Source organism: Streptomyces sp. NBC_00083 (genome assembly GCF_026343295.1).
Lineage (GTDB): Bacteria > Actinomycetota > Actinomycetes > Streptomycetales > Streptomycetaceae > Streptomyces.
This window is the reverse complement of the sequence record NZ_JAPELY010000001.1, coordinates 1,255,095-1,269,065: the sequence shown is the minus strand read 5'-3', so window position 1 is coordinate 1,269,065 and position 13,971 is coordinate 1,255,095. Positions and strand designations below refer to the sequence as shown.

13 protein-coding genes are annotated in these 13,971 nt (G+C 73.4%); 10 read left to right on the top strand and 3 right to left on the bottom strand.

Going from position 1 to position 13,971, the window contains the following annotated elements:
* Entirely contained in the window at positions 1-321 is a 321-nt protein-coding gene (locus OOJ98_RS05465; protein WP_267053464.1) for a hypothetical protein, read from the bottom strand.
* The gene (locus OOJ98_RS05460; RefSeq protein WP_267053463.1) at positions 321-635 is read right to left on the bottom strand and encodes a hypothetical protein; all 315 of its coding nucleotides are present in this window, start codon (positions 633-635) and stop codon (positions 321-323) included. Before OOJ98_RS05460 ends, OOJ98_RS05465 begins: the two co-directional genes overlap by 1 nt.
* A 401-nt stretch (positions 636-1,036) precedes the next feature.
* Here OOJ98_RS05460 and OOJ98_RS05455 point away from each other — a divergent pair, with 401 nt between their 5' ends.
* The 6 genes from OOJ98_RS05455 (at position 1,037) to OOJ98_RS05430 (ending at position 7,362) form a co-directional block, all read left to right on the top strand.
* Entirely contained in the window at positions 1,037-2,272 is a 1,236-nt protein-coding gene (locus tag OOJ98_RS05455; protein ID WP_267053462.1) for a prenyltransferase/squalene oxidase repeat-containing protein, read from the top strand.
* Entirely contained in the window at positions 2,272-2,916 is a 645-nt protein-coding gene (locus tag OOJ98_RS05450; RefSeq protein WP_267055529.1) for an SCO2322 family protein, read from the top strand. Before OOJ98_RS05455 ends, OOJ98_RS05450 begins: the two co-directional genes overlap by 1 nt.
* Before the next feature lie 6 nt (positions 2,917-2,922).
* On the top strand, positions 2,923-4,098 hold the full coding sequence (locus OOJ98_RS05445; RefSeq protein WP_267053461.1) for an energy-coupling factor transporter transmembrane component T: 1,176 nt from the start codon (positions 2,923-2,925) through the stop codon (positions 4,096-4,098).
* A complete protein-coding gene (locus OOJ98_RS05440; protein ID WP_267053460.1) occupies positions 4,095-5,795 on the top strand; it encodes an ABC transporter ATP-binding protein in 1,701 nt (566 codons plus the stop codon). The genes OOJ98_RS05445 and OOJ98_RS05440 overlap by 4 nt, the downstream gene beginning before the upstream one ends.
* Positions 5,792-6,631, top strand: coding sequence for an ECF transporter S component (locus tag OOJ98_RS05435; protein WP_267053459.1), 840 nt, complete (start codon positions 5,792-5,794; stop codon positions 6,629-6,631). The genes OOJ98_RS05440 and OOJ98_RS05435 overlap by 4 nt, the downstream gene beginning before the upstream one ends.
* A 371-nt stretch (positions 6,632-7,002) precedes the next feature.
* Positions 7,003-7,362, top strand: coding sequence for a transglycosylase SLT domain-containing protein (locus tag OOJ98_RS05430; protein ID WP_267055528.1), 360 nt, complete (start codon positions 7,003-7,005; stop codon positions 7,360-7,362).
* Positions 7,363-8,177: 815 nt separating this feature from the next.
* On the opposite strand, the gene OOJ98_RS05425 is transcribed toward OOJ98_RS05430, so the two are convergent.
* Positions 8,178-9,347, bottom strand: a complete 1,170-nt coding sequence (locus tag OOJ98_RS05425; RefSeq protein WP_267053458.1) for a steroid 3-ketoacyl-CoA thiolase — start codon at positions 9,345-9,347, stop codon at positions 8,178-8,180.
* Positions 9,348-9,584: 237 nt separating this feature from the next.
* On the opposite strand from OOJ98_RS05425, the gene OOJ98_RS05420 reads away from it, so the two are divergent.
* From OOJ98_RS05420 to OOJ98_RS05405, 4 genes are read left to right on the top strand one after another with little or no spacing between them, the layout of a single operon-like run.
* Positions 9,585-10,832, top strand: coding sequence for a cytochrome P450 (locus OOJ98_RS05420; RefSeq protein WP_267053457.1), 1,248 nt, complete (start codon positions 9,585-9,587; stop codon positions 10,830-10,832).
* Between the two features lie 59 nt (positions 10,833-10,891).
* The gene (locus tag OOJ98_RS05415; protein WP_267053456.1) at positions 10,892-11,908 is read left to right on the top strand and encodes a phosphotransferase family protein; all 1,017 of its coding nucleotides are present in this window, start codon (positions 10,892-10,894) and stop codon (positions 11,906-11,908) included.
* Positions 11,909-11,951: 43 nt separating this feature from the next.
* Positions 11,952-12,782: a pyridoxamine 5'-phosphate oxidase family protein gene (locus OOJ98_RS05410; protein WP_267053455.1), complete on the top strand. Its 831-nt coding sequence runs from the start codon at positions 11,952-11,954 to the stop codon at positions 12,780-12,782.
* Between the two features lie 59 nt (positions 12,783-12,841).
* Positions 12,842-13,957: a DUF2330 domain-containing protein gene (locus OOJ98_RS05405; protein WP_267053454.1), complete on the top strand. Its 1,116-nt coding sequence runs from the start codon at positions 12,842-12,844 to the stop codon at positions 13,955-13,957.
* Positions 13,958-13,971: the final 14 nt, after the last annotated feature.

Genomic DNA, 13,971 nt, shown 5'->3' with positions numbered 1-13,971 from the left:
CTACATGATCGGCCGGATGAAGGCCGCTACGGCTTCGATGTCACCGCGGACCAGCATGCGCGCGCTGTCGCACGCCTCCTTGCCGGTGTCGCTCGTCTCCTTGCCGGAGCTGTCGCTGGCCTCCTTGCCGGTGCAGTCCTGCGACTTGTCGAAACCCGCCGACAGAAACCGCCTGTCCACGCCGTCCTGCTTCTCCTCCAGGTGCTCTCCGCGGGCCACCGCGGCACTGATCGCGTCCTCGATGCCCACCGGTTCGACGCCGTGCGTGCCGGCCAGGTCGGGACGCAGGTCCGGGCGAATGAAAATCATGGGCGTGGACATCACCGTGTCCCTTCGCTCGGCGCGATCAGGTCCCCGACCTTCACACCGTTGATGATCAGGCCCCGGAGGTCGCAGTCCTCGATGACGACATCCCGCATCGAGCAGCCCACGAGCCGGCTGCCGTCCATCACGAGGCCGGCGAAGGTGGACCGCCGCGCATCGACCCAGAGGAACTGGGAGTCGTCCATGAGCGACTCCGCGAAGACCGAACCGAGGAACGCGGTCTTGTACCACGTGCACTGCCGGACGTCGGCGTTGGCCACATACATGTTCGGCGTCAGCCCGGTGTCGTCAACTGCCTTTGCGGGCTCCATCTCGCCCTCCCTGCATGGGCATTTGTACCTTAATCGTCACATGAGACAGGGGGTAGTGCCAGCGGGGGGACACCGGCTCGCCGGCGACGCGGACCCGTGCGCACCCACCCCGGAGCCGAGCGCCTCCGCGGGGCTCTCGGTCGGCATCGCCCCTGCCCCCGGCGGACCCCCGCCCCCGCCCCGGTAAGGTGGACGCGTCGTCGTCATGCCCCGTACGGGGGAAGCTTCCCCCGAGCCCAGAGGGCCCGTTCCGCGAACGGAATGGCCGTCAGCGCATGACCGGCTCACGCGTCACCCGCACCACCGCAGGTGACCCCGCACCGTCGAGGCATACGGAGCCGGACCCGGGCGCCAGCGCGCACCCGTGCCCGCGCTCCCCCGCAGGAGAGGCACCGCCCGCCATGACCGTACGCCGCTGCGCCGCAGCACTCGCCGCAGCAACCGCCGTCCTCGGCGCGGCCGCCCCCGCCGCCGTCGCCGACGGCGCGCCCTCCCCCGCGGCGGTCCCGCCGGGCCTGTACGGCACGAAGGACCCGACGTACGACGGTGTCTTCCGGCAGTCCCTCGCCTTCCTCGCCCAGGAGAAGGCCGGCGTCACCCCCGCCGACCACGCGGTCGGCTGGCTCACCGGGCAGCAGTGCGCCGACGGTGCGTTCATGTCGTTTCGCGCCGACACCGCCAAGGCGTGCGACGCCACGAAGCTGGACACCAACGCCACCTCCGCCGCCGTGCAGGCGCTCGTCGCGGTGGGCGGTCACACCGACGCCGTCAAGAAGGGCGTCACCTGGCTGAAGTCGGTGCAGCAGGACGACGGCGGCTGGCCGTACACCCCGGGCATGGGCGGCAGCGACGCCAACTCCACCGCCATCGTGATCGGCGCGCTCGCCGCCGCCGGCGAGAAGCCCGCCGACGTGAAGTCGGCCAAGGGCGGCAGGACCCCCTTCGACGCGCTGCTCACCTTCGCGCTGCCCTGCGACGACCCCGCGGGCGCCGGCGCCTTCGCCTTCCAGCCCGACCCCAAGACGCAGAAGCTGTACGCCAACGCCGACGCGACCGCCGCCGCCGTGACCGGCTCCCTCGGCAAGGGCCTCACCGCCACCGCGGGCACCCCCGACACCACGGGCGCCGGCTGCGCGAAGGCCACCACCCCCGAGCAGGGTGCGCACAACGGCGCCGCGTACCTCGCCAAGACCCTCGCCCCGACCGGCTTCCTGAAGTCCGCGATGCCCGGCGCCACCGACCAGCCCGACGTCGGCAACACCGCCGACTCGGTCGTCGCGCTCGCCGCGGCGGGCCTGCCGGACCAGGCGAAGAAGTCCGCGGACTGGCTCGCCAAGAACTCCGCCGCCTGGGCCAAGGAGAACGGCCCCGCCGCCTACGCCCAGCTCGTCTTCGCCGCCGACGCGACCGGCGCCGACCCGAAGAACTTCGGCGGCACCGACCTCGTCCAGGCCCTCGACGCGACCGGCCCCGCCCCCAAGGCCGCCTCGCCGTCGGCATCCGCCGACAAGGCCGACAAGAAGGACGAGAAGAAGGACGACGGCATCTCCGTCTGGTGGATCGTGGGCGTCGGCCTCGTCGCCGGCATCGGCGTCGGTTTCCTGATCAGCGGCCGCAAGAAGAACCAGCAGCTGTGATGCGGACGCGACTCGCCTCGCTGGCGGTGCTGCTCCTCACCGTGGTGGCGCTGGCCGCCGGCACGGGATCGGCCCAGGCCGCCGGGTACCGCTACTGGTCGTTCTGGGACCTGACGGGAGACGCCTGGGCGTACGCCACGCAGGGCCCGGCGTCGGCGCACCCCGGCGACGGCTCGGTCGAGGGCTTCCGCTTCGCGGTGAGCGCGGACTCCCAGGACGCCACCAAGCCGCGTTCCGCGCCGTCCTTCGAGGCGGTGTGCGGCGCGACGCCGACCAAGGACGGCACCAAGCGGGTCGCGCTCGTCATCGACTCCGGTACGCCGCAGGACGCCCCCCAGGGGGAGGCCCCGCCCGCGCCGCGCACCGCCTGCGCCCAGGTCGCCCCGGACGCCACCACCGCGGACGCGCTCGCGGCCGTCGCCAAGCCGCTCCGCTACAACAGCGCGGCCCTGCTGTGCGCGATCGACGGCTACCCGCGCACGGGCTGCGGCGAGCAGGTGGGCAACACGACCGGCCCGTCCGAGCCCGCCGCGCAGCACGGCACCACCAACGGCGGCCCGTCGGCGGGCCTGCTGGCCGGCGTGGCCGCGGTCCTGGCCCTGGGCGCGGCAGCGATCTGGCAGTCCCGCCGCCGCAGGCACTGACCCGGCATGCCCGCCCAGAGCCCCCGGCCCGGGGCCGGCCCCCGCGTACGCCGGGCCGGGGCCGAGCCACGAGCCCGCTCTCCGCGCCTGCGGCTCGCCCCCTCGGCGAGCCGCAGCAACGCCGTCCACCCGGGCGCCTGGTGGCTCTGGGCGCTCGGGCTCGCCACCGCCGCCTCACGCACCAACAACCCCCTCCTCCTCGGCCTCCTCGTCGGCGTCGCCGGCTACGTCGTGGCCGCGCGCAAGACCGACGCCCCCTGGGCCCGCTCCTACACCGCGTTCATCAAGATCGGCCTGTTCGTCGTCGGCATCCGCCTCGCCTTCAACCTGGTCCTCGGCTCGCCGATCCCCGGCAGCCACACCCTGGTCACGCTCCCCGAACTCCCGCTCCCCGACTGGGCGCAGGGCATCCGCGTCGGCGGCCGGGTCACCGCCGAGGGCATGCTCTTCGCGCTGTACGACGGTGTGCGCCTGGCCACCCTGCTGATCTGCGTCGGCGCGGCGAACGCCCTCGCCAACCCCGCCCGCCTCCTCAAGTCGCTGCCGGGCGCCCTGTACGAGGCCGGTGTCGCCGTCGTGGTCGCCATGACGTTCGCGCCGAACATGGTCGCCGACGTCGTACGGCTGCGGACCGCGCGCAGGCTGCGCGGCCGCCCCACCGGCGGCATCAGGGCGATCGCGCAGATCGGCCTGCCGGTGCTCGAAGGCGCCCTGGAACGCTCCGTCGCCGTCGCCGCCTCGATGGACGCCCGGGGCTACGGACGCAGTGCCCGGGTGCCCGCCCCGGTACGCCACACCACCACCGTCCTCACCCTGGGCGGCCTGCTCGGCGTGTGCGCGGGAACGTACGGGCTGCTCGCCTCCGAGGGCGCCGGTTACGGCGTCCCCGTGCTGGCCGGAGGGCTGCTCGCCTGCCTCGCGGGGCTGCGGCTCGGCGGGCGCCGCCAGATCCGTACCCGCTACCGCCCCGACCGCTGGGGCGTGCGCTCCTGGCTGGTGGCCGGTTCCGGCGTGGCGGTCGCGGCGCTGACCGTGTGGGCGGGTACGTACGCCCCCGACGCGCTGACCCTCGGCGTCGTCCCGCTGACGGCGCCGGGGCTGCCGCTGTGGCCCGCGCTCTCGCTGCTCGCCGGTCTGCTCCCGGCGTTCGTCGCACCCGTACCTCCGAAGGAGTCGCAGTGATCCGGTTCGAGAACGTGTCGGTCACCTACGACTGCGCCGCCGCGCCGACCGTGAGCGGCGTCGAACTCACCATCCCCGAGGGGGAGTTGGTGCTGCTGATCGGAGCGTCCGGGGTCGGCAAGTCGACCCTGCTCGGTACGGTGTCCGGGCTCGTCCCGCACTTCACCGGCGGCACCCTGCGCGGCCGCGTCACCGTGGACGGCCGCGACACCCGCACCCACAAGCCGCGCGAACTCGCCGACCTGGTCGGCACGGTGGGCCAGGACCCGCTCGCCCACTTCGTCACCGACACCGTCGAGGACGAACTCGCCTACGGAATGGAGTCGTTGGGGCTCGCCCCGGCCGTGATGCGCCGCCGCGTCGAGGAGACCCTCGACCTGCTGGGCCTCGCGGAGCTGCGCGACCGTCCGATCGCCACGCTCTCCGGCGGCCAGCAGCAGCGCGTCGCGATCGGCTCGGTGCTCACGCCGCACCCGAAGGTGCTGGTCCTGGACGAGCCGACCTCGGCGCTCGACCCGGCGGCGGCGGAGGACGTCCTGTCGGTCCTGCAACGCCTCGTGCACGACCTGGGCACGACGGTCCTGCTCGCCGAGCACCGCCTGGAACGGGTGGTCCACTACGCCGACCAGGTCGTGCTGCTCCCCGCGCCCGGCGCCCCGCCGGTCATGGGCACCCCGGCCGACATCATGCGCGTCTCCCCCGTCCACCCCCCGGTGGTGGCCCTGGGCCATCTCGCGAACTGGTCCCCCCTCCCCCTCTCGGTGCGGGACGCCCGCCGCATGGCCGGCCCCCTGCGCACCCGCCTGTCCACCCGCACCCCGCACCCGGCCGCCGACGCCCGGCCGCCGCTTCCCCACGACCCGCGGCCCACCCGGCCCTCCGCCGCCGCACCACGACGTACGCTGGCCGGCCTCCTGCGCCGTGCGCCGCGCGGCCCCGCCGCGCCCACCGTGACGACCGCCACCGCCCTCGGCGTACGCCGCGGCCGCGTTGAGGCCCTGCGCCGCGTGGACCTGGCCGTCGCCCCGGGCGAGACCATCGCCCTGATGGGACGCAACGGGGCCGGCAAGTCCACCCTGCTCAGCACCCTCGTCGGCATGATCGAGCCCACCTCAGGCTCGGTCACCGTGGGCGGACGCACCCCCCACCGCACCCCGCCGGGCGAGCTGATCCGCGAGGTCGGCCTCGTACCGCATGAGCCGCGTGACCTGCTGTACGCCAACACCGTGGCCGCGGAGTGCGCCGCCGCGGACGAGGATGCCGGGGCCGCGCCCGGAAGCTGTCGCGCGCTCGTCTCCGAGCTGCTACCGGGGGTGGCGGACGACACCCACCCCCGCGACCTGTCCGAGGGCCAGCGGCTCGCCCTCGCCCTCGCGATCGTGCTGACCGGCCGCCCTCCCCTTCTCCTCCTCGACGAGCCGACCCGCGGCCTGGACTACGCGGCGAAGGCCCGCCTCGTCACGGTGCTGCGGGGGCTCGCCGCCGAGGGGCACGCCATCGTGCTCGCCACGCACGACGTGGAGCTGGCCGCCGAACTCGCCCACCGTGTGGTGATCCTCGCGGGCGGTGAGGTCGTCGCGGACGGCCCCACCGCCGAGGTGGTCGTCTCGTCGCCGGCGTTCGCCCCGCAGGTCGCCAAGGTGCTGGCGCCGCAGCACTGGCTGACCGTTCCGCAAGTACGCGAGGCCCTGTCGTGACCCGGTCCACGGCCCCGGCCGCGGACCGCACGGGGCGGCCCGCCCGCCCGGTCCGCCTGGGCCCCCGCGCGATCGTGGCCCTCTCCCTCATCACCCTCATCGGCGTCGCCGCGTTCGGCTGGCCACTGCTCGCCGACGCGGATTCCGGGCTTGCGCACGCGCAGGACGCGCCCTGGCTGTTCGCCGCGCTGCTCCCGCTCCTCGTGGGTGTGGTGATCGCCACCATCGCCGACGACGGCCTGGACGCGAAGGCCGTCGCGATGCTCGGCGTGCTCGCGGCGGTGGGCGCGGCGCTGCGGCCGCTGGGGGCGGGCACGGCCGGCCTGGAGCCGATGTTCTTCCTGATGGTGCTGAGCGGCCGGGTGCTCGGGCCGGGCTTCGGCTTCGTCCTCGGCTCGGTGACGATGTTCGCCTCGGCCCTGCTGACCGGCGGGGTCGGCCCGTGGATGCCGTTCCAGATGCTGGCGATGGGCTGGTTCACGATGGGCGCGGGCCTGCTGCCGGCCCCGCACCGGCTGCGCGGCCGGGCCGAGCTCGCCCTGCTGGCCGGCTACGGCGCGCTGGCCTCGTTCGCGTACGGCACGGTGATGAACCTCCAGGGCTGGACCTTCATCGGCGGCATGTCGTCGGGGCTCTCCTTCCACCCCGGCGATCCGCTCCGGGACAACCTGGTGCGCTTCTTCGCGTACTGCGCGGCCACCTCGCTGGGCTGGGACCTGGGGCGCGCGGCGCTCACGGTGGTCCTGACGGCGGTGCTCGGCGCGACGCTCCTCAAGGCGCTACGAAGGGCCACGAGGCGTGCCGCCTTCGAGGCCCAGGTCACATTCGAGGCCTGAGAAGGGGCCTTCCGGGGTGAGGCCGCCCACAGGCCGTTGGTCCTCCACGAGCCGCGGTAGTAGTCGATCCGCATGATCCAACTGCCCCCTCGGAGCGGGAGTGACCTGGGCTTATCCCTCCCTTACACCCGGAAGGACGTTGCACCCCTCGTGCGATACCCACTAGTAAATGGGGTCGTTGCGGGTGCCCCCCGGGGCCCGTTACAACTGTTCGAGTCGCCGGAACCGCCCGGTCCTTCACCGGGCCGACTCGACAAGGGTTCCCCCGCCGTAGAAGTCCCCGAGACGTCCGGCCGAGCGCGACGACCCTGTCCTCGACGTTAGGTTTCGTGTTGTCTTTCGCCGCCCGTTTCACCGCTCGCAAGAAGTCCATCGCCGCCGCCGGCGCCACTGTGCTCGCCGCCGCCGGTGTCGCCATGGCCGCCGTCCCGGCCCAGGCCGCACCGACGAGCGCCCAGGCAGTCGCGCAGAAGATGATGCCGGCCCAGCAGTTCCAGTGCTTCAGCAAGATCGTGAACCACGAGTCCGGCTGGAACCCGTCCGCCACGAACGCCTCCTCCGGCGCGTACGGCCTGGTCCAGGCGCTGCCCGGCTCGAAGATGGCCTCCGCCGGCGCCGACTGGAAGTCCAACCCGGCCACCCAGATCAAGTGGGGCCTGAGCTACATGAACGACCGCTATGGCAGCCCGTGTGGCGCGTGGAACTTCTGGCAGCAGAACAGCTGGTACTGAGCCCCACCCCCACCGGGCCCCGGCCTCCGCCCCCTCCGGGCGGGGTCGGCCCGACGAGCGCCTTTCGGGCGCGAACGGGGCCTGGGGCGGAGCCCCAGCAACCCCGCTTTCGTCTGCGGACCATGCCCACGTCCCGCGCAGTTCCCCGCGCCCCCAGCGGGGTCGGCCTGGGCGGCATGCCCAATCCAGGCCACCCCAGCCCGTCCGGCGCTTGAGGACGAGCGCCTTTCGGGCGCGAACGGGGTCTGGGGCGTAGCCCCAGCAACTCCGGCCTACGTCTGCGGACCGTGCGTGGCTGGTCGCGCAGTTCCCCGCGCCCCTAGCTACGCCACGCCGGGCAGCATGCACATCCCCAGCCCGTCCGGCGTTTGAGGACGAGGACCGTCCAGGCCCGAACCGGGGCCTGGGGCGGAGCCCCGGCAACCCCGCCTCCGTCCGCGGACCGTGCCCGCGTCCCGCGCAGTTCCCCGCGCCCCCAGCGGGGTCGGCCTGGGCGGCATGCCCGATCCAGACCGCCCCAGCCCGTCCGGCGTTTGAGGACGAGCGCCCTCAAGGCGCGACACGGGGTCTGGGGCGGAGCCCCGGCAACCCCGCCTTCCGTATGCGGACCGTGCCCGCGTCTCGCGCAGTTCCCCGCGCCCCTGTAGGGCACCCGGCATCGAGCCGATCGCCCGCGCCGACCGTGGCGGAGCCGCGGGAGGTGGCTGGCCCTGGGCGGCATGCCCGATCCAGACCGCCCCAGCCCGTCCGGCGTTTGAGGACGGGGGCCGGCCAGGCGCGGGCGGGGTCTGGGGCGGAGCCCCGGCTGGGGCTTGTTACAGGCGTTGGATGATCGTGCCGGTCGCCAGCGCACCCCCCGCGCACATCGTGATCAACGCGAACTCCTTGTCCCGCCGCTCCAGCTCGTGCAACGCCGTCGCGATGAGCCGGGCCCCGGTCGCCCCCACGGGGTGACCGAGCGCGATCGCGCCCCCGTTCACGTTCACCTTCTCCAGGTCCTGCTCGAAGACCTGCGCCCAGCTCAGCACCACCGACGCGAACGCCTCGTTGATCTCGACGAGGTCGATGTCCCGCAACGACATCCCCGCCTTCCCCAGCACCGCCCGCGTCGCGTCGACCGGCCCGTCGAGGTGGAAGTGCGGGTCGGCCCCGACCAGCGACTGCGCCACGATCCGCGCCCGCGGCTTCAGCTTCAGCGCCCGCGCCATCCGCTTGGACGCCCACATGATCGCCGCGGAACCGTCCGAGATCTGCGAGGAGTTGCCCGCCGTGTGCACGGCCGTCGGCATCACCGGCTTGAGCCGCCCGAGCGCCTCCATCGACGTGTCGCGCAGCCCCTCGTCGCGGTCGACGAGACGCCACATGCCCTGCCCGGCCGCCTGCTCCTCCTCGGTCGTCGGCACCTGCACCGCGAACGTCTCGCGTTTGAAGCGCTCCTCGCCCCAGGCGACCGCCGCCCGCTCCTGCGACAGGAGCCCGAGCGAGTCGACCCGCTCCCGGGTAAGACCCCGCTTGCGGGCGATCCGCTCCGCCGCCTCGAACTGGTTGGGCAGATCCACGTTCCACTCGTCGGGCCACGGCTTGCCGGGCCCGTGCTTGGAGCCGGAGCCGAGCGGCACCCGCGACATCGCCTCCACGCCGCAGCTGATGCCGACGTCGATGACCCCCGCCGCGATCATGTTCGCGACCATGTGGCTCGCCTGCTGCGAGGAGCCGCACTGGCAGTCGACGGTGGTCGCGGCGGTCTCGTACGGCAGCCCCACCGCGAGCCAGGCGGTGCGCGCCGGGTTCATGGACTGTTCGCCGGCGTGGGTGACCGTACCGCCGACGATCTGTTCGACGCAGTCGGCGTGGATGCCGGTGCGGCCGAGGAGTTCGCGGTAGGTCTCGCCGAGCAGGTAGGCGGGGTGCAGATTGGCGAGCGCGCCTCCGCGCTTGCCGATGGGCGTGCGTACGGCTTCGACGATGACGGGTTCCGCGGCCATGAGCTCGTCCTCTCCTGACACAGCCGCTGGGTGTCCCGGCACCGCACGGCCACGAACTGATACGCGTTCTAGTTCTGAGTGCAGTCTTATGAGAGCTACCCCGGGTACGCAAGGGTTGTGCACGCCTCTCGTGGGCAGTTCAGTGCGCAACAGATGCTGCCGCGAGCCTTGCTTGTTGTAGAACCCGTTACTACCTTTCCCCCAACTTCTGATGGACCGTCAGACATGGAGTGGCCGATGCGTTGCCCCCACCTGCCCGACGGGTTCGACTTCACCGACCCCGACCTGCTCCAATCCCGCGTGCCGCACCCGGAGTTCGCGGAGCTGCGACAGACCGCGCCGGTCTGGTGGTGCGCCCAGCCGACCGGCATCGCCGGCTTCCAGGACGACGGCTACTGGGCGGTGACCCGGCACGCGGACGTCAAGTACGTGTCCACACACCCGGAGTTGTTCTCCTCCACCACCAACACCGCCGTGATCCGCTTCAACGAGTCGATCAGCCGCGAGCAGATCGACGTCCAGAAACTGATCATGCTCAACATGGACCCGCCCGAGCACTCCCGGGTGCGCCAGATCGTCCAGCGCGGCTTCACCCCGCGCGCGATCCGCTCCCTGGAGGGCGCGCTGCGCGACCGCGCCCGCTCCATCGTGGACGCGGCCCTGTCGGAAGCCGACAAGAACAACGGCACCTTCGACTTCGTCACCAACATCGCCGTCGAACTCCCCCTCCAGGCCATCGCCGAGCTGATCGGCGTCCCCCAGGAGGACCGGACCAAGATCTTCGACTGGTCCAACAAGATGGCGGCGTACGACGACCCCGAGTACGCGATCACCGAGGAGATCGGCGCCGAGGCGGCGATGGAGCTGGTCTCGTACGCGATGAACCTCGCGGCGGCCCGCAAGGAGTGCCCGGCCAAGGACATCGTGTCGCAGCTGGTCGCGGCCGAGGGCGAGGGCAATCTGCTCTCCGACGAGTTCGGCTTCTTCGTCATCCTGCTCGCGGTGGCCGGCAACGAGACGACCCGCAACGCGATCAGCCACGGCATGCACGCGTTCCTGACCCACCCCGACCAGTGGGAACTCTACAAACGCGAGCGCCCCGCCACCGCGGCCGAGGAGATCGTGCGCTGGGCCACCCCCGTCGTCGCCTTCCAGCGCACGGCGACCCAGGACACCGAGCTGGGCGGCCAGAAGATCACGGCCGGCGACCGCGTCGGCATCTTCTACTCCTCCGCCAACAACGACCCCGAGGTCTTCGAGGCCCCGGAACGCTTCGACATCACCCGGGACCCCAACCCCCACCTCGGCTTCGGCGGCGGCGGCCCGCACTTCTGCCTGGGCAAGTCCCTCGCCGTCCTCGAAATCAACCTGATCTTCAACGCCATCGCGGACGTCCTGCCCGACCTGCGCCTGGCGGGCGAGCCGCGCCGGCTCCGCTCGGCATGGCTCAATGGCATCAAGGGCCTTGCCGTGACGCGTAGTTGAGCGTCGCCACCCCACCCCGTCGCCACCCCACCCCGTCGGCGCCTCGTTACGCTCGCTCCATGATCGAGGCAATCGGGGCGGCGGGCACGGGGCAGAGCTGGGACGCGACCCGGCGGTGGGTGGAGCAGAGCATGGGCGCCGGCGCGACCGTCGAGGGGGCGGTCGCGCTGCGCGGCGGGTGGACCTCCGAGATGCGGCGCCTTCGCATCGGCGGCGAGCGGCCCCGCTCCGTCGTGCTGCGCTCCTTCGTCAAGGAGTTCTACGTCCGGCACGCCCCCGGGCTGCTCGGGCGCGAGGCCGGCGTCCTGACCCTGCTCGCCCGCACCCCGGTGCCGGCCGCCGAGCTGATCGCCGTCGACCCGGCCGGCGCCCACTGCGACCACCCCTCGCTGCTCATGTCGCTACTCCCGGGCGACGTACGCATCGACGACGCGGGCGCCGCCGGGCGCGCCCCGCTCCTCGCCCGGCAGCTCCTCGACATCCACCGCGTCGCGGCCGGCCCCGGGGAGCGGCCGCGCACCTACGAGGCCTGGACCGCTCCGGACCGCGTCCGGGTGCCCGAGGCCACCCGCCGGCCCGAGCTCTGGCGGCGCGCGATCGAGGTGATCCGGCGCCAACCCCCCGCGTACCGGCCGGTGTTCCTGCACCGCGACTTCCACCCCGGCAACGTCCTGTTCACCGGCGCCGGAGCCGAGGCGCGCGTGAGCGGGGTGGTCGACTGGGTCGAGACCTCCTGGGGCCCGGCCGACCTCGACGTGGCCCACTGCTCGACCAACCTCGCGCTGCTGCACGGCGTCCCGGCCGGCCTCGCCTTCGCCGAGCGGTACACCGAGGCGGGCGGCCGGCTCGCGTCCGACCCGGACGACCGCCTCTACTGGCGCCTCCTCGACGCCCTCGCCTTCGCCCCGGACGCCGAGAAGGTCGCCGTGCCCTGGCGCGCCCTCGGCCGCGACGACCTCACCCCCGAGCTCGTCGGGCGCCGCCTGGAGGAGTACGTCCAGGCGGTGCTCGACCAGGACCGCCAGACCCTTCCCGCACACGGCGATCGCCCCTTGCCCACCCGCCCGTCCTGCTGAAACAGTTGCCGAAACCCCATCCCGCGACGGAATCGGCAGGACCATGGACGTACAACAACCGGATCAGCACCCCCGCACCACTTCCGTCGAACCGGGCCCGACACGGCCGGCACCGTCGGAGCCGGGCGCGAGGGAGCAGGCCGCCACGGAGCTGGCGGTCACCGGGCGGACCCGGCACCGGCGGCTGCGCGACCAGGGCAGTACCCGGGTCGCCGACCTCGACGCGATCCTCGGCGCCGGCTTCGTCTGTCATCTCGGCGTCGTCGTCGACGGCGACCCGATGGTGGTGCCGACGGTGTACGGCGTCGACTTCGACAGCCGGACGCTGTTCGTGCACGGCTCGGTCGCGAGCCGCAGCGTGGTGCGGGCGCCACGGGCCACGGTGTGCGTGACCGTGACGCACGTCGACGGGCTCGTGCTCGCCCGCTCGGTCTTCGAGCACGGGGTCAACTACCGCAGCGCGATGATCTACGCCGTGCCCCGGCTCGTCACCGGCGGCGACGAGCTGCTGCACGGGCTCAGGGTCCTGACCGAACACTGCGCGCCCGGACAGTGGGAGTACGCCCGGCGCCCCAACGCCAAGGAGCTGGCGGCCACTTCCCTGCTGGCCCTGTCGCTCGACGAGGCGTCCGTCAAGGTCGCGTCGGGGCCGCCCGGCGATGCCGAAGGGCCCGACGGGCAGCTCGGCCTGTGGGCCGGAGTGATCCCGCTCCACACCCGCTTCGGGGCACCCGAGCCGGACCCCGCGCTGCCCGGCGGCATCGCCGTGCCCGGCCATGTCGCGGCGCTCGGCGGCGGCTCCGCCGGCCGGACGGCCCCCGCTCCGTGCCCTGCCGGAGCAAGCGGAACCGCGGGCGCCGCACCGTCGTCGTAGCTCCCGCCGGTCGACTGCGTCGATCATCTGTCGGAGCGATCACACGGGGGTACGAGGACATGACGGGCACGCGGGAACCGTGGCGGCGGGCGCTGCTGGTGGCGTTGGCGCTGGTGGCGCTGCAACTGGGGTCGCTCGTGGCGCCCGCGTACGCCTGCGGCTGCGGCGCGATGGTGCCGCAGAGCGGGCGGCAGCTGAGCGTGCGCCAGGAGACGTCGGCCGTGCGGTGGGACGGCCGGAGCGAGCAGATCGTCATGCGGCTCACCGTCGACGGGAACGCGCCGCGCGCCGCGTGGATCATGCCGGTGCCGAGCCGTGCCACCGTGAAACTGGGCGACCGGCACCTCTTCGACCAGCTGGCGGAGGTCTCCGCGCCCGTGCACCGCACCCGGTCCTACTTCTGGCCCAAGGACGGCGACTGGCCCTTCGCCAAGGACCGCAGCGTCGGCGAGGGCGCACCGCGCCCCGGTGCGACGCCCCCCGTCGAGGTGGTCGGCAGGGAGCGCCTCGGCCCGTTCGACGTGGCCAGGCTCACCGCGACCGACCCGACGGCGCTGCGCGACTGGCTCGCGCACAACGGCTTCCAGCTGCCGCAGGCCCTCGCCACCGAACTGCGGCCCTACGTCGACCAGAAATGGGAGTACGTGGCGATCCGGCTCGCCCCCGACGAGGCCGGCCAGACGCTGGGCGGCCCGCTCGACCCGCTGAGCCTGACCTTCGCCAGCGACCGGCCGGTCTATCCGATGCGCCTCTCGCGCCTCGCGAAGACCCCGCAGACCCTGAACCTGTACCTGCTGGGCGCGCACCGCATGGAGACGGCGTCCGCCATCGGGGGCGACGCTCCGCAGACGCTCTTCGCGGGCCGGGTCGCCGACCCGGGCGGCGCGCTCGGCGAGCTGACGGGACAGGCGCCCTCGGTCTACGTGACCGCCCTCACCCAGTACTTCCCACAGCCCTCCAGGATCACCGGCGACCACGAGATCCGTCGGGCGCCCGCCGACACGGCGTTCCAACGGGCTTGGTACAGCGACGAGTTGATGACCGTGGGCGGCGTCCCGGCCTGGCTGCTCACGGTTCTGGGCGCCGCGCTGGTGGTGGCGGCCGGGGCGGGGCTCACCTTGTGGCGGGTGCGGGCACGCCGGGTGGCCGCGGCTCCGTACCGAAAGGGTGTGTAGCACACTGATCGCAG

Excerpts from the sequence above, each read along its gene's own strand:
- OOJ98_RS05405 (WP_267053454.1), top strand. The coding sequence starts at position 12,842 with ATGACGGGCACGCGGGAACCGTGGCGGCGGGCGCTGCTGGTGGCGTTG.
- OOJ98_RS05410 (WP_267053455.1), top strand. The coding sequence starts at position 11,952 with ATGGACGTACAACAACCGGATCAGCACCCCCGCACCACTTCCGTCGAA.
- OOJ98_RS05425 (WP_267053458.1), bottom strand. The coding sequence starts at position 9,347 with ATGGCCGCGGAACCCGTCATCGTCGAAGCCGTACGCACGCCCATCGGC.
- OOJ98_RS05465 (WP_267053464.1), bottom strand. The coding sequence starts at position 321 with ATGTCCACGCCCATGATTTTCATTCGCCCGGACCTGCGTCCCGACCTG.
- OOJ98_RS05420 (WP_267053457.1), top strand. The coding sequence starts at position 9,585 with ATGCGTTGCCCCCACCTGCCCGACGGGTTCGACTTCACCGACCCCGAC.
- OOJ98_RS05415 (WP_267053456.1), top strand. The coding sequence starts at position 10,892 with ATGATCGAGGCAATCGGGGCGGCGGGCACGGGGCAGAGCTGGGACGCG.
- OOJ98_RS05450 (WP_267055529.1), top strand. The coding sequence starts at position 2,272 with ATGCGGACGCGACTCGCCTCGCTGGCGGTGCTGCTCCTCACCGTGGTG.
- OOJ98_RS05460 (WP_267053463.1), bottom strand. The coding sequence starts at position 635 with ATGGAGCCCGCAAAGGCAGTTGACGACACCGGGCTGACGCCGAACATG.
- OOJ98_RS05445 (WP_267053461.1), top strand. The coding sequence starts at position 2,923 with ATGCCCGCCCAGAGCCCCCGGCCCGGGGCCGGCCCCCGCGTACGCCGG.
- OOJ98_RS05455 (WP_267053462.1), top strand. The coding sequence starts at position 1,037 with ATGACCGTACGCCGCTGCGCCGCAGCACTCGCCGCAGCAACCGCCGTC.